The organism is Pseudomonas sp. CCC3.1, assembly GCF_034347405.1.
In the GTDB taxonomy this organism is placed as follows: Bacteria; Pseudomonadota; Gammaproteobacteria; order Pseudomonadales; family Pseudomonadaceae; genus Aquipseudomonas.
Genome location: NZ_CP133778.1, coordinates 4361409 through 4380986, shown reverse-complemented (window position 1 = coordinate 4380986; position 19578 = coordinate 4361409). Strand labels below are relative to the sequence as shown.

14 protein-coding genes and 1 other RNA gene are annotated in these 19578 nt (G+C 56.3%); 7 read left to right on the top strand and 8 right to left on the bottom strand.

The annotated features are described in order from the left end of the window. The first annotated feature begins 296 nt into the window (after positions 1 to 296). The 7 genes from RHM56_RS19305 (at position 297) to qatC (ending at position 11672) form a co-directional block, all read left to right on the top strand. Entirely contained in the window at positions 297 to 3065 is a 2769-nt protein-coding gene (locus RHM56_RS19305) for a class I SAM-dependent DNA methyltransferase (protein WP_106116479.1), read from the top strand. Further along, positions 3062 to 4123, top strand: coding sequence for a PDDEXK nuclease domain-containing protein (locus RHM56_RS19300; RefSeq protein WP_070413324.1), 1062 nt, complete (start codon positions 3062 to 3064; stop codon positions 4121 to 4123). The genes RHM56_RS19305 and RHM56_RS19300 overlap by 4 nt, the downstream gene beginning before the upstream one ends. Further along, on the top strand, positions 4120 to 6237 hold the full coding sequence (locus RHM56_RS19295; protein WP_070413325.1) for a DEAD/DEAH box helicase: 2118 nt from the start codon (positions 4120 to 4122) through the stop codon (positions 6235 to 6237). The genes RHM56_RS19300 and RHM56_RS19295 overlap by 4 nt, the downstream gene beginning before the upstream one ends. After that, entirely contained in the window at positions 6230 to 7420 is a 1191-nt protein-coding gene (locus RHM56_RS19290) for a GIY-YIG nuclease family protein (RefSeq protein WP_070413326.1), read from the top strand. The genes RHM56_RS19295 and RHM56_RS19290 overlap by 8 nt, the downstream gene beginning before the upstream one ends. 396 nt (positions 7421 to 7816) lie before the next feature. Further along, the gene (locus RHM56_RS19285; protein WP_070413328.1) at positions 7817 to 9613 is read left to right on the top strand and encodes a KAP family P-loop NTPase fold protein; all 1797 of its coding nucleotides are present in this window, start codon (positions 7817 to 7819) and stop codon (positions 9611 to 9613) included. A gap of 236 nt (positions 9614 to 9849) precedes the next feature. Further along, the gene (locus RHM56_RS19280) at positions 9850 to 10365 is read left to right on the top strand and encodes a hypothetical protein (protein WP_083294002.1); all 516 of its coding nucleotides are present in this window, start codon (positions 9850 to 9852) and stop codon (positions 10363 to 10365) included. A 188-nt stretch (positions 10366 to 10553) separates the two neighbouring features. Continuing rightward, entirely contained in the window at positions 10554 to 11672 is a 1119-nt protein-coding gene (qatC, locus tag RHM56_RS19275; protein WP_231740650.1) for a Qat anti-phage system QueC-like protein QatC, read from the top strand. Here the strand turns inward: qatC and RHM56_RS19270 are convergent. The 8 genes from RHM56_RS19270 to RHM56_RS19235 form a co-directional block, all read right to left on the bottom strand. Beyond that, the gene (locus RHM56_RS19270; RefSeq protein ID WP_070413331.1) at positions 11645 to 11971 is read right to left on the bottom strand and encodes a hypothetical protein; all 327 of its coding nucleotides are present in this window, start codon (positions 11969 to 11971) and stop codon (positions 11645 to 11647) included. The genes qatC and RHM56_RS19270 overlap by 28 nt on opposite strands. Then, positions 11968 to 12948: an integrase domain-containing protein gene (locus tag RHM56_RS19265; RefSeq protein ID WP_322241813.1), complete on the bottom strand. Its 981-nt coding sequence runs from the start codon at positions 12946 to 12948 to the stop codon at positions 11968 to 11970. Before RHM56_RS19265 ends, RHM56_RS19270 begins: the two co-directional genes overlap by 4 nt. Then, a complete protein-coding gene (locus RHM56_RS19260; protein ID WP_070413333.1) occupies positions 12926 to 13285 on the bottom strand; it encodes a hypothetical protein in 360 nt (119 codons plus the stop codon). The genes RHM56_RS19265 and RHM56_RS19260 overlap by 23 nt, the downstream gene beginning before the upstream one ends. After that, entirely contained in the window at positions 13269 to 14669 is a 1401-nt protein-coding gene (locus tag RHM56_RS19255; RefSeq protein ID WP_070413334.1) for a YfjI family protein, read from the bottom strand. The genes RHM56_RS19260 and RHM56_RS19255 overlap by 17 nt, the downstream gene beginning before the upstream one ends. Before the next feature lie 1031 nt (positions 14670 to 15700). Continuing rightward, positions 15701 to 16957, bottom strand: coding sequence for an integrase domain-containing protein (locus RHM56_RS19250; RefSeq protein WP_070413367.1), 1257 nt, complete (start codon positions 16955 to 16957; stop codon positions 15701 to 15703). Between the two features lie 187 nt (positions 16958 to 17144). Continuing rightward, positions 17145 to 17536: a transfer-messenger RNA gene (gene ssrA / locus RHM56_RS19245) on the bottom strand. A gap of 73 nt (positions 17537 to 17609) precedes the next feature. Then, positions 17610 to 17888, bottom strand: coding sequence for a hypothetical protein (locus RHM56_RS19240; RefSeq protein WP_322235036.1), 279 nt, complete (start codon positions 17886 to 17888; stop codon positions 17610 to 17612). 338 nt (positions 17889 to 18226) lie between these two features. Further along, positions 18227 to 19456, bottom strand: coding sequence for an acyl-CoA dehydrogenase family protein (locus RHM56_RS19235; protein WP_322235034.1), 1230 nt, complete (start codon positions 19454 to 19456; stop codon positions 18227 to 18229). Positions 19457 to 19578 lie beyond the last annotated feature (122 nt).

The following is a 19578-nucleotide window of genomic DNA, read 5'->3' as shown; positions in this document are numbered from 1 at the left end:
GCATCACCGTGACTCGCTCTGCGCTTAGCCCAAACGTGCTATCCCCACTAAACTCCAGAATTGAGTTAAGTTTTTCTTCTGTCACTCCTGTGATCCAGCTGCAATGCTGCCATCGCCGCTCCAGTAGCTCCGCTGTCGCCACACGCGATACGACCTTGTTCGAGGCTATCGGGGTTATCATGTCAGACCGTGGCCGGCACGAAGGTTGAAGCACTCAAGTGGCCTAGTCATCATCCGCAAAATTAACGGCTTAATTCGCCGTACTCGTTCATACGCGATCTGGGCAGTGGTAAATCATGAATGCAGTAGAAATTGAGTCCGCTATTTCGGACCTGGCCCTTGAGCCCTTTGACGCGGTGGAATTTCCGTTTGTCTTCCTGGCCGCTTTTGGCAATAAGGAAACCGCCCTAAAACGCCTGCGTGCCGGCAACAACAACGCTTCCGACGTGCCCGGCGGTGTGCTACTGCGCAGCAACATCCATATCGCCGCATGCGAATCTGGTAGCGTAGGCGAAACACTCAAGGCATTGCGCGCCAGCCCTGCCACCACAAAAGCCAAAGCCAAGTTCATCCTTGCCACCGACGGGCAAACGCTTGAGGCCGAAGAGCTAATCACGGGTGAAACCATCACCTGCGATTACCCGGACCTCCCCAACCACTTCGGCTTCCTGTTGCCCTTGGCCGGTATCTCCACTATTAAGGAGATCAAGGACAACCCCATCGACGTGCGCGCCACCAGCCGCCTGAACAAGCTATATATCGAGCTGCTGAACGAGGACCCTGACTGGGCCAAGGACGAGCGCCGCGCCGACATGAACCATTTTATGGCGCGGCTGGTGTTCTGCTTTTTTGCGGAAGACACCGACATTTTTAATGGCGATGGCCTGTTTACCAAAACGGTTGAGCAGTACAGCGAACGCGATGGCTCCAACACCCATCAGGTGCTGTCTGAAATTTTCCGAGCCATGAACATCAAGCTGGCCGAGCGTGCCACTGTTCAGCCCCGGCTGCCCAATTGGGCCAACGGCTTCCCCTATGTGAATGGCGGCCTTTTTTCCGGCAGTACCGAGGTGCCGCGCTTCACACGCATGGCGCGTACTTATCTACTGCACGCCGGCAACCTGAACTGGAAGAAAATCAACCCAGACATCTTCGGCAGCATGATTCAGGCCGTAGCCGATGATGAAGAGCGTGGCGCATTGGGCATGCACTACACCAGCGTGCCCAATATCCTGAAGGTGTTGAACCCACTGCTACTGGATGATCTGCGCGCCCAATTGGATGCGGCTGGCGATAACAAGGCCAAGCTGCATAATCTGCGCAAACGCATGGCGCGCATCCGCGTATTCGACCCAGCTTGCGGTTCCGGAAATTTCCTGGTCATTGCCTACAAGCAAATGCGCGAAATCGAGGCGGAAATTAATCGTCGTCGGGGAGAACCTCATCTAGGCAGCGATATTCCGTTGACCAATTTCCGTGGCATCGAGTTGCGAGATTTTCCGGCGGAAATTGCCCGCCTGGCGCTCATCATTGCCGAGTACCAGTGCGACGTGCTGTATCGTGGCCAGAAGGATGCACTAGAAGAGTTTCTGCCGCTGGATTCGCAAAACTGGATCGTTTGCGGTAATGCGCTACGGCTGGACTGGCTGAATATCTGCCCGCCAACGGGCACGGGCGTGAAACTTCACGCCAATGATTTGTTTGCAACCCCACTGGATCAGGCTCAGATCGATTTTGAGAATGAGGGAGGGGAAACGTATATCTGTGGTAACCCGCCGTACAAAGGAAACGCAAAAAAAACTGCCGAGCAAAAGAAAGACATGGGCGATTTGCTCGATAAGAAGGTTGATGGATGGGGCTTACTTGACTATGTGTGTGGCTGGTTCTTCAAAGCTCACGAATATGCAAAGCAAACACGGGCGAAATTTGCTTTTGTGGCAACGAACAGCGTTTCTCAAGGACAACACGTAACAGGCTTTTGGAAGCCGCTTTTCGACGACGGATTGAAATTCAACTTTGCAGTTCGTTCTTTCAAGTGGAGCAACCTGGCGACAAACGATGCTGGAGTTACCGTTGTCTGCATCGGTGCTGGGGTACAAGCGGCGTCCGCAGACCTTTACGATGATGACAAAAAACTTTCGACTAAGAACATCAATGCGTACCTGATGCCGGCAGATGACTATTGGGTTATGCCATCATCCCGCCCGATTTCGGTCATCCCCCCGATGCTGAAGGGCAACTACTACGGCATGTCAGAGCATTTGATTTTTGATACGGAAGGAAAGAATAAATATTTGAATGCAGGGTTGGATGCTGCGTTTATACGAAAATTCTATGGTGCATCAGAAGTTACCAAAGCCAGACCGCGTGCTTGCTTCTGGTTTCCTGATGATCCGGCAGCGGAAATTCTTGAGATTGCAGATATCAAGAAGAAGCTGGAACAAGGCAAGGCTGCGCGACAGACATCAAAAGATGCCGTATCCAATGGCATGGTTAAAAGGCCGCATCAGTTTCGTGAGATGCGAAGCTGTGAAAACTATTTCTTCGCCATTCCTGTTGTATCTTCGGAGAACAGAAGCTACTTGCCAGTTGATTTATTAGACAACCAATCCATCATTTCTAATAAATGCTTCGCCCTTTACGACGCCCCGCTCTGGAACATGGCCCTCATCGCCTCACGCTTGCATTGGGCCTGGATTGGTGCGGTCTGCGTGCGAATGCGTACCGATTTTTCGTACTCGAACACCCTCGGTTGGAATACTTTCCCCGTGCCATTGCTCACCGAGCAGAATAAAGCCGACCTGACCGCCTGCGCCGAAGCCATCCTGCTGGCCCGCGAAGCGCATTTCCCCGCCGCCATCGCCGACCTGTACGACCCGGATAATATGCCGGATAACCTGCGTCGAGCTCACGAGTGCAACGATGAAGTGCTGGAGCGCATCTATATTGGTCGTCGTTTCAAGAACGATACCGAACGGCTGGAAAAGCTGTTTGACCTCTATACCAAGATGGCGGCAAACGCAGCGAAGGCCGCGCCGAAAAAGCCACGAGGGAGAAAGGCATGAGCGACACCCCTATTAGCCTGAGCATGCCACCCGAGGGCTACAGCGACTGGCTGATCGGCCTCAAAGGCCGTATTCATAATGCCCAGCAGCGCGCCACACTGGCGGTTAACCGCGAATTAGTGCTGCTCTACTGGCAGATCGGTCACGATATTTTGACCCGGCAAGCACAACAGGGCTGGGGTGCCAAGGTAATCGAGCGCTTGGCGCAGGATTTGCGCGCAGCCTTTCCCGATATGAAAGGGTTTTCGCCACGCAACCTCAAGTACATGCGCGCCTTTGCCGAGGCGTGGCCGGATGCGGAATTTGTGCAGCAGGCTGCTGCACAATTGCCTTGGGGTCACAATCTGGTGCTGCTGGACAAACTGCCTGGCCCCGAAACCCGCCGCTGGTATGCCGCCAAGGCCATCGAGCACAACTGGTCGCGCAACATTCTGGTGATGCAGATCGAGACTCGTCTGCTGGAGCGCAGTGGCAAGGCAGTCAGTAACTTCGAGAACCACCTGCCCAAACCGCAGTCCGACCTGGCCCGCGAGTCGCTGAAGGATCCTTACCGCTTCGACTTCCTCGGCCTGACCTTTGATGCGCAGGAGCGTGAGATCGAAAACGCTCTGGTCAAGCATGTCACCGAGTTCCTGCTGGAACTGGGCGCAGGTTTTGCCTTCGTTGGCCAGCAAGTGTTGCTGGATGTGGGCGGTGACGAGTTCTTCATCGACCTACTGTTCTATCACCTCAAGCTGCGCTGCTATGTGGTGATCGAACTCAAGGCCGGTAAGTTCAAGCCCGAGCACCTGGGCCAGTTAAGTTTTTACCTCACCGCAGTGGATGCCCAGCTCAAGCACCCACAGGACGGTCCCACCATCGGCCTGCTGCTGTGCAAGAGTAAGAACAAGGTAGTGGCCGAATATGCCTTGCGCGATAACGCCCGCCCCATTGGCGTGGCCGAATACCAATTGGTGGAATCCCTGCCGGCAGAGCTGCAAACCAGCCTGCCCAGCATCGAACAGATCGAGCGCGAGCTGGCAAGTGATGACGCATCCATGGACGACGACTCGCAATGACCGAACAGAACCACAACCCAACCAACACTTACACGGTGCCATCGGTATCCATCACCACGGCGCACACCGGGGCTTCCAGCAAAGCCAATGAGCTGGGCATGCGTACCATGCAGGAGCGCGCCTATACCAAGCGCGGCGAACAGTACCTGCTGATCAAGTCGCCCCCTGCATCAGGTAAGTCCCGCGCCCTGATGTTTATCGCGCTGGACAAGCTGCATAACCAGGGCTTGCAACAGGTAATTGTCGTGGTGCCGGAGCGCTCCATTGGCGGCAGCTTCGCCGATGAGCCGCTGAGCAAGTTTGGTTTTTACTGGGACTGGCAAGTGGCTCCGCAGTGGAACCTATGTAATGCTCCTGGCATCGATGAGCCGCGCGTGGCCAAATCCAAGGTGGAAGCCGTACGCGCTTTCCTGAAAAGCACCGACAAGACACTGGTTTGCACCCATGCCACCTTCCGTTTTGCCGTAGAAGAGCTAGGTATCGAAGCTTTCGACAACCGCCTAATCGCCATCGACGAATTCCACCACGTTTCCGCCAACCCGGACAACAAGTTGGGCGGCCAACTGAGTGCGTTTATCGGCCGCGATAAAGTGCATTTGGTGGCCATGACTGGCTCTTATTTCCGTGGCGACAGCGAGGCCGTGCTGGCCCCGGCGGAAGAAGCCAAGTTTGAGACGGTGACTTACACCTACTACGAGCAGCTCAACGGCTACCGCTGGCTCAAGTCGCTGGACATCGGGTACTTCTTCTATACCGGCAAGTATGTGGATGCCGTCGCCAAGGTGCTGGACCCAGCACTGAAAACCATCATCCATATCCCCAATGTGAATGCCCGCGAAAGCCTCAAAGACAAGGAGCGCGAGGTCAACGAAATCATGAGTGCGCTGGGCGATTGGCAGGGTGTCGACCCGGCCACCGGCTTCCACCTCATCAAAGCCAAGGACGGTCGCACGCTGAAAGTGGCAGACCTGGTGGATGACAGCGACGCGTCCAGGCGCTCCAAAGTGCTCAGTGCACTGAAAGACCCTGCGCAGAAGAACAACCGCGACAACGTGGATGTGATCATCGCACTGGGCATGGCGAAGGAAGGCTTCGACTGGATCTGGTGCGAGCATGCGCTGACCATCGGCTACCGTTCGAGCCTGACCGAAATTGTACAAATCATTGGCCGCGCCACGCGTGATGCGGAGGGCAAGGAGCGCTCGCGCTTCACCAACCTGATCGCTGAGCCTATGGCCGACCAAGCGGCTGTAGCCGAAGCAGTGAACGATATGCTTAAGGCCATTTCCGCCAGCCTGCTGATGGAACAGGTGCTCGCCCCGCGCTATGAGTTCAGTCCGAAAGATACCGGGCCGAAAGACGGTTTCATTTACAACGGTGGCGAGGGCTATCAATCAGGTGGCACCAATCTGGGCGTGAATGAAGCCACAGGCCAGTACCATGTCGAAATCAACGGTCTGACCACGCCGCAAAGCACAGAAGCCTCGCGCATCTGCAAAGAAGATTTGAACGAAGTGGTAACCAGCTTCCTGCAGGACAAAACCGTGCTGGAACGCGGCCTATTCGACAAGGAAAACACCCTACCCGAAGAGCTGACCCAACTGCGCATGGGCAAGATCGTGCGCGAGCGTTACCCCGACTTGAGCGACGTCGACCAGGAAGCAATCCGTCAGCATGCCATCGCAGCCATGAACATTACCCAACAGGCCAAATTGATGTTGGCTCAGACCGATGCCAGCGAGAGTGGCGCCTTACAAGGCAGTACGTCTCTGCTGGAAGGCGTGCGCAAATTCGTCAACGTGCGCGAGCTAGATATTGATCTGATCGACCGCATCAACCCTTTTGAAGCCGCCTATGCGGTGCTGGCTAAGGCGATGGATGAAAAATCCCTGCGCCAGGTGCAGGCCAGCATTGCAGCCAAGAAGGTGAGCATTCCTGAAAGCGAAGCACGAGACTTAGCAATGCGCGCCCTGCAGTTCAAAAACGAGCGTGGCCGGCTGCCAGACATCAACTCCGCCGATGTCTGGGAGAAACGAATGGCTGAAGGCGTGGTTGCGTTCGCACGTTACCGTGCCCAAGCCAAAGCGGCACAGGGAGAATCCACTAATGGCTAAGATGAACGATGACGACCTACTGGATGCGCTAGGGGTAGAAGTACCCTCGCTAAATACAGCCACTCGAACCCCTCGCGAAGAACGCATCTTCGCTGGCTTTGAGGACATTCGGCGCTTCTATCAGACCCATGGCCGCGCCCCACTACATGGCGAAGACCGCGACATTTTCGAGCGCTTGTACGCCGTGCGATTGGATCAGCTTCGCAAGTTACCGGAAGCACAAGCCCTACTGGCAGGCTTAGATAGTCACGGCCTACTGTCAGGTTCTGTGGTAGCCACGGTAAATGTGAATGACCTGGATGAGGACGCCTTGCTCGCCGAGCTGGGCATCGGCAGTGAGTCCATCGACCAGGACGATATCACCGTGCTGCGGCATGTGCGTTCCAGTGCGGCAATAAAAGCGGCAGAAGAAATTGCCGCCCGGAACCCATGTAAAGACTTCGAGAGATTTAAGCCACTGTTTGACGAGGTGGAAGCAGGCCTCAAGCAAAAACTATGGGTAACCAAGCCCTTTGGCAAGAACGCCAGCATCGAGGTCGGGGACTTCTTCATTCTGAGCGGACTCATTGCCTATGTCGCCGAGGTGGGAGACACCTACAAGACGCCGAATGCGGAGACGAATGGTCGTTTGCGGGTCATCTACTCCAATGAGACAGAAAGCGATCTGCTACTACGATCCTTGCAGCGGGCGCTCTACAAAGACGGTGACGGGCGTGCAGGGTCTCGGATCATCAAGGTAGACTCTGGCCCACTGTTCAGCGACATAACCGAGCCGGACGACATCGAGACTGGCACCATTTATGTGTTACGCAGCCGGTCCAACCATCCCTACGTAGCCGAGCACCGCGAGCTGATCCACAAGATCGGCGTAACCGGTGGCCGAGTGGAAACGCGTATCGCGGCGGCGGCGAAAGATGCCACCTACCTGCTGGCCGATGTGGAAGTGGTCGCAACTTACAAGCTTCACAACCTGAACCGCACCCGGCTGGAAAACATCTTCCACCGCCTGTTCGGCGCAGCGCAGCTGGACTTGACCATCGAAGACCGCTTCGGCCATCCAGTCAGACCTAGGGAGTGGTTCCTGGTGCCGCTGCATGTGATTGATGAAGCGGTTGAGCGCATCCGAGATGGGTCAATTACCGAAATGGTCTACGATCCCCACTCGGCTCGCCTGGTCAGCTAAAGACACTGATGAGGTAAACGATGACTAGATCGATGTCGCGCGCTTGCACGCGGCATCGATCTAGTCTGATCCCGAAACTCCTCTGGGCGTCCGCTAAATTGTTCTGCTTACTGCAAGTGGCGCTACTGCCGATGTCAGTATGGTATGCACGATATCTACAGATCCCGGCTTTCATGCCGCCGCTCGTTCTGCTTTACGTTTTCTCTTTCCTGAGCTTTTGCCTACGACTATACGGCCCGACGGACTTATAGGAAGGGGTGTTATTCACTAGATGTCGAAATAGTGGCATTGAATCGCTTTTTAACGAATGATGGCGGTTATGAAAGCGATGCTGCGTGTCTGTGGCAGTAAGTCCAGCTCGTAAGCAAGGGATGCTCCGCAAGCAAGGAGGCTCAGATGTGGGCTGATGTCGATACAAAAAGCGATTTTCTGAATTACTCAGAAGTGGCGGATCTGGTTGTGGACGTCATCCGTGATCCGTCCATGCGTCCGGTTACCATAGGCGTGTTCGGTTCCTGGGGTACTGGGAAGTCCACGCTGCTCAATCTGATCGAGCATGGACTGAACCCTCCTCGGGGAGCGTCTGAATTCGTCGTCGTTCGTTTTGACGCCTGGTTGTATCAGGGCTTCGATGACTCCCGCGCCGCGCTGATGGAGATCATCGCCTCCACTCTTATCGACGCTGCCGAAGAAACCAGCTTTCTTCCTGAAGCGAAGAAGCTTTTTGCGCGGGCAAACAAAATGCGAATGCTTGGTCTTATGGTCGAAGGCGGAGCGCTTGCTTTGGGTATGCCAGCTTTCGGTTTTGGTGCGAAAGGGGTGGAGGCTCTGGGGAAGCTCTTTTCCGGTGAAGCGGATCATGACTCGTTAGGAACTCTCAAAGATGAAGGTGGTAAGGCGAAGGACAGCTTTACCGGGCTGCTTGGCCCAGAAAAGCAGCAAACTCCCCCCCAACAGATCGAGGCGTTCCGAAAGGAGTTTTCAAATGTCCTCATCGGTCTCGACAAAACGTTGGTCGTTTTTGTCGACAACTTAGATCGCTGCTTGCCCAAGCAGACGATCCATACCTTGGAGGCTCTGCGTCTATTCCTCTTCATGAACCATACGGCTTTTGTCGTGGCGGCAGATGAGGAGATGGTTCGCCATTCGGTCAGTGAGCATTTCAAAGATCCTGGTGATCGTCATGTGACTGATTACTTGGATAAACTTATTCAAGTGCCTGTTCGTGTGCCAAGGTTGGGCGTTCAGGAGGTTCGGGCGTACCTATTCATGCTGTTTGCCTCGGCCGGTAACAAGGTCCCTGGCGAGCACATCGAGGCCTTGAGAGTCGGGCTTGAAGATAACTTGCGCAAGGCATGGAGAGACGAACCCATCAGCACAGAGAGGGCCTTAGAGTTGCTGGGCTCTAATGTGCCTGTGGAAGTTGCCGAAGCTTTTCCGATTGCTGATCGAATTGCGCCAATGCTCGCAAGCTCCAGCTCCGTGTTGGGTAACCCCAGAATCGTGAAGCGTATGCTCAACGTCGTTCGAATGAGGGTACGGGTAGCAGCACTGCGTGAAATGCCTGTAAACGAGGCCCTAATCGCCAAGGTAGCTCTTTTTGAGCGTTGCATGGAGGAGAAAGCGGTCGCCCATCTTTACTCGATGATAAATAGTGCTGCCGGCGGCAAACCTGAAGTGTTGGCCGAACTGGAGGGACTACTGGAAGACCCCGTGAAATTTACGGAGGCTTGTCCGGATTTATGGACCAAAGTAGACCTCGTGCGAGATTGGATCAGGCTCGAACCGCAGCTTTCGACTGTAGACCTTCGTCCGGTCGTTTATCTGAGCAGGGAAACCACTCCCTTACGGGTATTGCGCGCAGGTCTTTCTGCTGATGCGGCTGAAGCGCTTGCTGTGCTCAAACGGACGTCCAACACCTCGTCACCTTCTGCAAAAGCTGCTCTACAAACCATATCCGGTGGTGAGCACGCGGCCGTCATGACCCAGTTAATTGAATCGATGCGGTCGCATTCTGAGTGGACAAGCAAGCCAGTCGGCTTTGACGGTGCGCAGTTGCTTGCCGAGAAGTCACCCGAAGCCGGTGCGCTGCTATCGGACTTCATTCACACCGTAATGCCGGACAAAATTCGGCCTTGGCTCAGCAGCAAGCTTAAGGGCGCGAGCTGGTACAAGGAGCGGGAGAAGAAGTAATGGGAACCTCTACGTCAAGCAAAGGGCCTGGGGGTAATTCTCCATTTGTGCCTGGGTGGGTGGACACCGATGGGCAGCAGGTACCCGAGGCTCCTCCGCAGCGATTTAAAGACTTCCGCACAAATCTGGGGAGATTCGTCTCGACAGGAGACGGCGATTACCTTCGCTCTGCGATAAGCAGCTATGCAGGCGGTGCAACCGGTGGCAGTGGCATTGGACCTGCCCGGTTTGGCTCCATGGCCGGAGCCGGTGGAGCCTTATTTGGTGCGATGGCCACATTGAGGGAAGGGCATTCCCCTCTGGGGCTGGATCTCGCTGCGTTGAACGGCCAGGACACGGACATTGCTATCGACATGATCGTGCAGGCGCTTGCCACCGAGGACGGCGATTCTGATCGCGTTCGGGTTGCGATGAACGAGGCGCTTTCTGAATGCCTAGAGGGTTACCAAGAGTTTGATTTCGCGAGCATCACTGACGAGATGCTTGTACAGATGATGCTGGTGTACGTCACCAAATGCGTGTTTGGACAAGTAGTGCTCGATTCGAACGATGCGTTCGCAAAAGCTGAATCACCTGGCCAAGTCGAGCAGGCCGAGAAGGAACTGTACTCTCTCGTTGAATCGGTGACCGACAAGCACATGCGTCCCTTGTTGGGAGGCAGTCTGAAAGCGCTCTCCAGCAAACAAATTGAAAAGATTCAGATGGCCGCCATCCGCGAAGTGTGGAGTGAATGGGAGGCATACCAAGAGTGACAGACCTCATTTTCCATCACGAAGCTGATCAGCTTCGCTCGCAAACGGCTAATGAAATTCCCGTACTGATGTACGGCAGTCGCCCACCGACGCGGGGCACTTGCTCTATAGGGGGGCCGGTTCGCGCTGCAGTGAGGCGTTTGGGTGCTCCGGTCAGTAGAACCGGGTTCGATTTGTTGACTATAGCCATGGCCGTAACAGCCGCAGATACTTTTGTTGATAAAGCAGACGCTGATGATGGTTGGGCCCGGGACCTTCGTTTATTCATCCCCATCGCTGATCCGCAACTTTGGCAGGCCGCGATACCGCTTTTACAGAAGGCTCTGCATTTCTTAAGCGGCGATCTTTGGGAGATCATCCTATTGCCTGATGGACCCAGACAGCTCACGTCTCAGAACCGTGGTCGCATCACCGTTATGGCCGGCCACGATTGCGTCAGTTTGTTCTCGGGGGGGATGGATAGCGGCATTGGAGCGTTGAATTTATTAGCAGAGGGCAGACGCCCATTGTTGATAAGTCATGCATATCGAGGTGACTCGGAAAAGCAAATCATGGTTCGGGATCATCTACCGGTGGAGGTCTCAAGATTCGCTGCGGTGGCAAATCCGGTGTCCTTGACTGGGAGAAAAACCGATGTGCAGATGCGCACTCGAAGCTTCAATTTCCTCGCTTATGGTGCACTGGTTGGGGCCACACTGGCGCAGCTACGAGTCACTGGCACACCAGTAGAACTTTTCGTTCCCGAGAACGGGCTCATTGCGCTGAACCCTCCAATGACTGCTCGCCGCATTGGCGCGTTGAGTACTAGGACGACGCACCCACATTTTTTGGGCCTATTCCAAAAAATTCTGGATACGGTCGGCCTGCCTGTACGAGTCGAGAATCCGTACGCGCTTCAGACGAAGGGAGAGATGCTTTCTAGGTGTTTAGATCAAGCGAACTTGAGGGTCCTAGCATCGGAAACGGTATCGTGTGGTAAGTGGAAGCGGACATACCAGCAGTGTGGTAAGTGCGTCCCGTGCGTCATCCGACGCGCCTCGTTCCACGCTGCCGGAATGACGGACGGCACCGCGTACCATGCCAGAGGAGCGGATCTGACTTCAGTAGTTCGGGATGCGAATGCCAGAGATGATCTGATGGCCATGATCCTGGCAGCCCGCAGATTGCCCGCAGAGGATGTCGCGAAATGGGTGCGTCAATCCGGCCCGCTTCCACTCCACCGCCAGTCTCGTGATTATTTAATAGATGTGGCCAGCAGAGGCATGGGAGAGGTTAGAAACTACCTATGGTCTCTTGGTCTGCTCTGAAGGGAGCTGTAATCTTGAGGTGCCAGATCAGAAATTTTCTGGCCGTTCCCTAATCGCTTCCAGACCAATAGGGCGGTGAGCCGATAGTAATACCGGGTAGCATCGGAATGGTCTTTCAGGTACTGAGTGAGAAACCAGCGCACGTGCTTGATCTGCCAGGTCCAGGGATTGTCTCGCTGCCATCGTTGTTGAATGGCCGCTTGCATGATTCGGGCTTGGCGCAGGTGGCGTTGCTGCGTGGTCGTCGAGCCAGTCAGGACGCCGCTCAGGAACAGCGCCATATCGAAGGGCTTGGTCACGCTCTCCCTCCAATGTAGGCCGAAACCACATCGATCCGGTTATGACCGAGTTCAAGGCTGATCTGTTGGCGCACCTGTTGATCCAGGTCGCGGTCAATGCGATAGCAGTGGCCACCATTGACCGGTGCGGCGTGGCCCGTGAGCTGCTCGTAACGCTCGCAGGCGTAGGCCGCTCGCAGTTCATGGAAACCCTTCAGCCCGTGTTCATGCAGCGTTTCGCGGGCGGGGAGCACGGTCTGATGCAGGAATGCGGCGTAGCTTTCGTCTCGGGCCAGCAAGTTACGGCTGCCGGTCGGCGACGCCTTACGAGCCAACAGCAGTGCCGCCTTAACCTCTTCATTGGCCACGACCCATCGCGGCGCTGAAGCGCCTGAGCGGCCGCCTTTGGTGCCGTCCTGGATGTTGATGCGGCCTAAGTGTTCGGCTTCGCGGTGCAAGCGTGGCAGGTCAGCCAGGATTGCTTCGCGTAGGCGCATGCCGGTTGCTCGGGCCAACAGGACAATCGCCGCCACCCGCTCGTGTTGCCGTTCGCCAAGCACCTCAAACACTCGCCGCACCTGTTGGCGGTCTTGGCCATCCGGGGCGCGGGTGCGTGCGGTCGAGCGCTTCTGTCCCAACGCCTGGCTCGGGCTGGCGATCCTCACATCCTGATCACCGCGCAGCGCCGCGAGGGTGCGGTTGACGCTGCTCAGGCGGTTCTGCGCGGTGGCGATGCAGAGTTCACCTTGCTGGATCTGCTGGCGCAGGTAAGCGGCGTAGTCTTGTAGTGTACGTCGATTGATCTGACGCGCATCGTTGTAACCGGGGCCATTCTCTGACCGATACCAACGCACGAACGCTTGCCAGCGATCGCTATGCGCTTTGACCGTGGCGAAGTGGCCACCGGCAAACAGATCCTTTAGCGCTTGTGGGCCGGCGTAGCTCAGCTGGCGGCCATAGCCAAAGTTGCGACCCTCACGCCGACCGACCAGTGCCATCGTCATCACCGTTTTCGTTTGTTTGCAGAAAGAGCAGCAGGGCTTTCCAGTGGAGGCTGAGCCGGTCCAGCTGCTGCCAGTGTGTCGGGCGGATCAAGAGGGCATTTTTGTAGTGCAGCAGCAGTGCCCCTTCCTCACGCAGTTGTTCCATCAGCAGGACGAGGTAGGCAGGATCAAGTGGTGGTGTGGCGACAGCGGCGACAGTGGCGACAACCCGCGTCGTTTCTGGCCTGGGGCGTGGCGACAGGGTGGCGACAGAAGCGGCGACACGTCGTGATTCTGGCGGCGGTTGATGTTGCGCTTGGTAGCGGCGCACCGCGTCATTGAGGCGGAACATGACGGACCTCGAAGGTTCTTCCATCGCGGCTGCTCAGCCAGCGATGAGTGATCAACTCGACGAATAAAGAGGCGGTATGGTCAGCACTTTTTCGGGCAAAACGAGGACCGTTACGATTGACGTCGCGGACGGTGAAGTGGGTCCAGCCTTTCTGCACCAGCCAGCGCAGCAGCCGATCCGATTCCTCGCGTCGGCTATTGACCGGCTCCTGTTCGGTCAGGCGCTGAATCTCGGCCAGGTAGTAATCCATCAGCGTGGAGGCACGCTGGATGTGTGCTTCCTCCAACATACTGGCCTCTTCAACCATGGCCAACACGCCCGCGATACGCAGTACATTCGCCGCGGCCTTGCTCGCGACAGGCTGGACGCCGGCAAGCTCGCCGAACTCGCCAGACTGGCACTCGATGGTGTCGTGAATATCAATCCAGGCACGACGGGCACGGGGAGTCAGCTCCAGCGTGGCGGGATTGAGTGAGCCATCCTGGTGAAGCGACCAGGGCTGTTGCAGCAGGGCGGTGATCCGCTGTTGGTAGCGCTGGACTTTGGGATCTCGGGTCAGGTCGATTGCCTTGTAGAGCCGCTGGCCGGCCAGGCGCTCGGGCCAACTGATCAGGCAACGGCCGAGGATGCCTTGGCCATTGATCACCGGATCTTTGAAAATCTGGTTGGCCAGGTAGGGCTGCAGCATCAGATGCAGGCTGAGGCGGCGATCATAGGCCCGCAGGCTTTCTCCGGCCATGGAGCGGGCCCTGTCGATCGGGCTGCCATCCCACAGCATCGACAAGGTGGTGATTGCCTTGAGCAGATTCTCTTTGCTCATGGTGCTGCTGCCCAAGAATTGGCCACCTTCATCATTGAACAAACCCATGCTGGGTAAGCCATGGCACAGGCTTTTGACCAGGGCCTCGATAGTGGGCTCGGCAATGATCAGTCTCGGCGGTACCGGCTCGGACAGCTCACCGTCTTTCGACTCAGCGCGATCCGTTGAGGTTTTGGGCTTGGCCATGATGCTGGTAGCGGCGCGATAGGCTTTGAGCTTTTCCGCATACAGGGTCCACTGCTGTCGTTCCCAGTCGCGCGCCGCCTTCAGTGCCAGGTGATCCACTGCGCTTTTGCGATCACCCGAGGACGCCACCGTCAGTAGGTAGAGGGACAGCGGATAGGTTCGGCCATCGAGTTGGGCATTGGCATGGCCCTGGCTCACCAGGGCAGCGCTGGCCAGCACCGATTGTGCAGCCATGGCGCTGGGCACGCCGATCACCTCGGCCAGTCGTTCGACCGCAGGGCCCAACAGGTCCCCGAGTGCTTCGACCGGGTAGGGCAGTGGCGCCTGCTGGTATTCCAGCAATGGTTGTGGTGGCTCGAACGCTTCGCACAGTTGCATCGCTATTCTCCTGAGATTATCGACTTCGTCCTCACTCATCCCGCCACGGTTGTTGAGTGTTATCAGGGATCAAGGCCCCTGCGACCTGTGAGGGTTGTCCACTGACGCGGGACTGGCGGCTCTTTACGACCGGGAGCTTGGGCATCTCATGATCTGGCCTCCTGAACACTTCCGAAGACGTGGGCGGGTGGAGGCTGCGCTGGCTGACGAGACCAATGCCGCGAGATCCAGAGTCGGGTGAAGGCAGTGATGCGATGACCGGGGCATGCCTGACTGTCAGTCAGGTGCAGTCCATTCCTTGGGCTGCGGCACCATCATCGGCATCGCTGTGGCGAGTGAGCATTCGGTGTTTGTCACGCCGATTGTCACGAGGTGGAAAGCCGCAAAGCCCCATGCGAGCCGGGCTGCAGCAGTGTGAGATGCGCCCGTCTCTTTCGAGAGAAAGAGACGGGCGCAAGGTTGGCGCAAGAAATGGCCAAGCGGATAAGTTGCTGCAGGACAGCTGGGTAGGGGGATGAGTTGCCGCAGTAGGCACTCTGCTAGAAGTAGGCATCCATCACATGGGTAGTGACCGTACGAGCTGCCGGACGCTAATCGCACTTGGGGGTGAACCACCACGGTGTGGCGTAGACTCAAAGGTTCTGGCTACCTGGGTGCTGTCGAGGACAGCGCTTGTAAGGCTCTGGTGTAACGCTCGTTCTGCTCGCGGTCAACAGCATTTTGGGGGCACTGTTGCGCCAATCGGTAATGCTGGAAGACCTTGGAGACCGGTGGTTTCCCATGGCCGGGTGGTCGTTCGTCGGTTTTTAATGTGAGCCCATGCAGGTGGGAATGCGGAGCCTTCCCGCCTGCATGGGCTTGGCCGAAAAAGCTCCAAGAGCGAGGATTGCAACGGCGACAGTCGCCACTTTTGTCGCCATGCTGCAGGCCAGGTATTACACGGGTTGTCGCCGGTGTCGCCACTGTCGCCAAATCAACCATCACTCCATCTGGGGAGTCATTCTCGGTTACCGGCAGCGTCCGGTGAGCGCTCACCGTATCGGCACGACGTTGTGGTCCCTGGTTTGATTGATCGCAGATGCCGACAGGCTGCCGGTGGCCGCCTTCTGGATATACTCACTCCACCAGGCCATCATCGGACGCCGGCGTTCGATGTAGTCCGCCCGGTTGTAGGCACTACGGACTTCATCCTTGTCGACATGCGCCAGTGCGACTTCGATGAGCTCCGGATCCCACCCATGCTCGTTGAGGATGGTGCTGGCCATGGAGCGCATGCCGTGGCTGACCAAGCGGTCCTGAAAGCCCATGCGTTTCAACGCCATGTTGGCGGTCTGGCTGTTGGCGTGGGTACGCGGGTTTCTATCTGCCGGGAACACGTATTCTCTGTGGCCGCTATGGGTCTTGAGTGTCTCCAGTAACGCGAGTGCCTGTTCAGTCAGCGGAATGGTATGCGGGCGACGCTTTTTCATGCGCTCTGGTGGGATGGTCCAAATGCGTTTGTCGAAATCGATGTCTGCCCACCGAGTGGTGGCTGCCTCGACAGGGCGGGTCATCGTGTGCAACTGCCATTCGATCAGACAGCGCGTGACTCGCTTGATGCTGGCATTCGCGATTTCCATCATGAGCTCCGGAAGCTCGTCAGGTCGTAGCGCGGCCATGTTCTCTTTCCTGGGTTTTTTGAACACCGCCCGAATGCCACTGAGGGGGTTCGCAAAGATCAGTCCTGAATTGACCCCATAGGTCATGATTTCGTTGAGCCGTTGGCTCAGTCGCTTCACTGTCTCGAGACTGCCTTTGGCCTCAATCGGGCGAAGCAGTTCGATGACCATCGGTGCGGTAATTTTTGAGAGCGGCGTTGTTTTCAGGTCTGGAAATACGTGCAGCGTGAGCGATCGCCAAATGTCTTCGGCGTACGCCGGCGTGACGGAGTCCTTCTTTAGCTCGAACCAGGCGGTGGCCACGTTCTCGAACGTATGTTCCGTCTCCGCTCGTTTGGCTTCGTCCTGTGCATTGCGTTGCACCTTGGGATCAATACCTTGTGCAAGCAGCTCGCGCGCTTCCACCACTTTTTTCCTGGCGTTCGCTAGTGAGAGTTCTGGGTACGTGCCCAGCCCCATATTGATACGGTTTTTGGTTACCGGCTCGCGGTAGTTGAAGTTCCACAGCATCGAGCCATTGCTCCTGACTCGGAGCTGAAGGCCATCACCATCGCTGAGGACGTAATCCTTGTCTTTTGCCTTGACTGCCTTGAGCTGGCGGTCGGAGAGGCGAAGGGCTAGAGCAGGCATGAGAGCTACCTCTGACACCATTTTGGTATTCCAAAAAATAGCACCAGATGGCTTGGAATACCATTTGGAATACCAAAATTGCTAGAACTCCAAAAAGCTCTAGAGATCTCTATAGCCGCTAAACCCCTGTATTTACTGGATTTCAGGCACAAAAAAAGACGTCCGTGGACGTCTTTAGATGATGAAGTGGTGGAGCCGGGGGGATTTGAACCCCCGTCCGCCAGTACTCCGCTGTCGGTACTACATGCTTAGCCGTATCTATTAAGTTAACCCTCAGCGACCCGAAGGGCAGGGTGCTTTGGGCGAGTTGTGTAAGTTTTAGCCGCTTCGTCCACAACGTACTGCACGGCGATCCTGTTCTATATGACAATCACTTCAGGTTTACAGGCATCCCCTAGTGATTGCTGGGCCCGAAGGCACCAGGAGGATGGCTAAGGCAGCTTACGCTGCGAGAGCTTGACCCTCGTAGGTTTCGTCATTGGCAACTATAAGTAGTTGCAACAGTGGATTTACGAGTTCTGTTACCAACTCGGCATGCACCTAGAGTTTCGCAACCGGCGTCGAATCCTAAACGGCCCCGATGCTTGCTGTGTGTAACCAGCAAGCTTGCGGAGTCTACGCCAATTCGGCGCAGAAGGCCAACCTCAAGGGCTTACTTATCGTCGCCGCCTTTGGTGAGGTTTTGCAGTTTTTGCAGTGCCAGGGTTGATGTCGCAATGCAATCTTCGGTTTTGCCAGCAGCTTGTTCACCTTTGGCCTTTTCGACCAAGGCGTTGATATCGTCTTTGGTGTTCTCACTGGTCGCATTAAGCGTCGCGACGGCATCGTTGATTTTCTGAAGGTTGATCTGGCACAGATCTTCTGCCGCAAACACCGGGGAGGCCAACATTGCAGCGCAAACAAAAAGACCAGCAAGTGCGGTACGTTTCATAGGGGAAAGCTCCTTGTGCACAGTTAGGCCCGGTGTCTGCGGGCTCGGTTATATGCCCTAAACATTAGGGCCTTAAGCCAATTGACTATAGCCACACTCAGGAGTTCTGCTTTTATTTGGCCACTATTGAATGATTTTTTTTGCCCGAAAGTGGGACGTTTAAAGTGCTTTGGCAGGCCCAGTCGCTTTCAATCGGACGAAACTTCTTAGACTGCGCGGGCAGGGCGTCTGTCGATAAATCGCTGGGTGGTTTAACGATGCACTGACGCAGTACGCGTCTGTTTGGCGACAGACGCGTCATTTGCATGGCTATTAATACATGCTGCGTTAGCGCTGGATCAGAACAGTCCGGACGTTGGGAGTTGGGTGCCTTTGAGGTGGCTGGCACCGACCGCTGCGGCCTTCCAGTGACGTGGATTGTGATTGGCCACTGTTCGCGCGTTGCGCCAGTGCCGGTCCAGGTTGTAGCTGCGGCCGGTAGCAGAAGCGCCCCCTACGTCGAAGACTAATTCGGCCGCCTTGAGCGCCGATTCGGCGGCGATGTATTGAGCCTGCGCGACCTCGATGGCGGCCTGTTCGATCGAGTCGACGTCCAGGTCGTTGCGCCAGGCACGGTCTATCGCCTGGGCTGCACGTAAGACCACGGCTTCAGCTGCGTAGGCTCGCGCACTGATGTCGCCAACACTCAGTTCCACGTAGGGGTCATCGACTGAGCGTTTTGCGCTGCTGTGCACGATTGGTCGTGCATGATTTTGGGCAAAATCTTTTGCATCATTGAGGGCGTTTCGGGCGATGCCGGCTTCAACTGCGCCGAGGAACAGTTGCACGAATGGGGTGATGATGCTGCGCTTGCCGTCCACAGCGCGCGGTGGACGAAGCTCTTCGGGGTAGACCGCGACATTATTAAGGTGCGTTGTGCCACTGGCCGTGAGGCGCTGGCCCATTGCGTCGAAGTCGTCAATCAGTTCCAACCCTTCGCGGTCGCGGGGCAGAACAAATGAAAGCGGCTGGTCGTTTTCATCCAATGCAATCGCCATCACCCAATCCGCGTATAGCGCGCCGGTGCTGTAGTACTTACTGCCATTGACCCGGTAGTGATCGCCTTCGCGCACAAGCCGGGCGCTGACCGAACCATTGGCGCCGCCCACTTCCCAGCCTGCGTTGCCGACGACAGTTCCCTGCAGGTAGCGATCGAACCAAAGCGCGCGATCCTGCTCTGCGTTATCGCTGTGTGAGGCGAGCAGTCCTTCGAGAAATCCGAAGCCTGGGCGCAAGGCTTGGGCGGCGTTTGAGTCCACCGCCGCGATGCGTATCAGCAAGCTGATGGCATCTTCCACGCTGCCGCCGGGACCTCCGTAGGCTTTGGGGATCCGGCACGTGAGCACACCAGCGGCGGCCAGGCTGCTCAGCGCGGCATATGGCAGTTGGCGATTACGTTCGCGTTCGATCACGCCCTCGCCGATTTCCGGCAACAGTTTTTCCACCCGGGCGATGAGTTCATCAACAGACGCGGGCGGGGTCGAGTACGCGGAAGAAGGGGCAGAAGATCTGTAAGTAGGTAATGACATGGGCTAAACAGCTTCGATGCGGGTGGAGCTGTGTCATTGCAGAATCTGTGCCGATATTTTTTTCTATTTAAATCAGTTGGTTATGATTTTTGGTGGCGTGCGGATAGCAACAGTTTGTTTAT

Bases quoted from the DNA above. Each gene is read 5' to 3' on its own strand.
- RHM56_RS19305 (WP_106116479.1), top strand. From the start codon at position 297: ATGAATGCAGTAGAAATTGAGTCCGCTATTTCGGACCTGGCCCTTGAG.
- RHM56_RS19300 (WP_070413324.1), top strand. From the start codon at position 3,062: ATGAGCGACACCCCTATTAGCCTGAGCATGCCACCCGAGGGCTACAGC.
- RHM56_RS19295 (WP_070413325.1), top strand. From the start codon at position 4,120: ATGACCGAACAGAACCACAACCCAACCAACACTTACACGGTGCCATCG.
- RHM56_RS19290 (WP_070413326.1), top strand. From the start codon at position 6,230: ATGGCTAAGATGAACGATGACGACCTACTGGATGCGCTAGGGGTAGAA.
- RHM56_RS19285 (WP_070413328.1), top strand. From the start codon at position 7,817: ATGTGGGCTGATGTCGATACAAAAAGCGATTTTCTGAATTACTCAGAA.
- RHM56_RS19280 (WP_083294002.1), top strand. From the start codon at position 9,850: ATGGCCGGAGCCGGTGGAGCCTTATTTGGTGCGATGGCCACATTGAGG.
- qatC (WP_231740650.1), top strand. From the start codon at position 10,554: ATGGCCGTAACAGCCGCAGATACTTTTGTTGATAAAGCAGACGCTGAT.
- RHM56_RS19265 (WP_322241813.1), bottom strand. From the start codon at position 12,948: ATGGCACTGGTCGGTCGGCGTGAGGGTCGCAACTTTGGCTATGGCCGC.
- RHM56_RS19260 (WP_070413333.1), bottom strand. From the start codon at position 13,285: ATGTTCCGCCTCAATGACGCGGTGCGCCGCTACCAAGCGCAACATCAA.
- RHM56_RS19255 (WP_070413334.1), bottom strand. From the start codon at position 14,669: ATGCAACTGTGCGAAGCGTTCGAGCCACCACAACCATTGCTGGAATAC.
- RHM56_RS19250 (WP_070413367.1), bottom strand. From the start codon at position 16,957: ATGCCTGCTCTAGCCCTTCGCCTCTCCGACCGCCAGCTCAAGGCAGTC.
- RHM56_RS19240 (WP_322235036.1), bottom strand. From the start codon at position 17,888: ATGAAACGTACCGCACTTGCTGGTCTTTTTGTTTGCGCTGCAATGTTG.
- RHM56_RS19235 (WP_322235034.1), bottom strand. From the start codon at position 19,456: ATGTCATTACCTACTTACAGATCTTCTGCCCCTTCTTCCGCGTACTCG.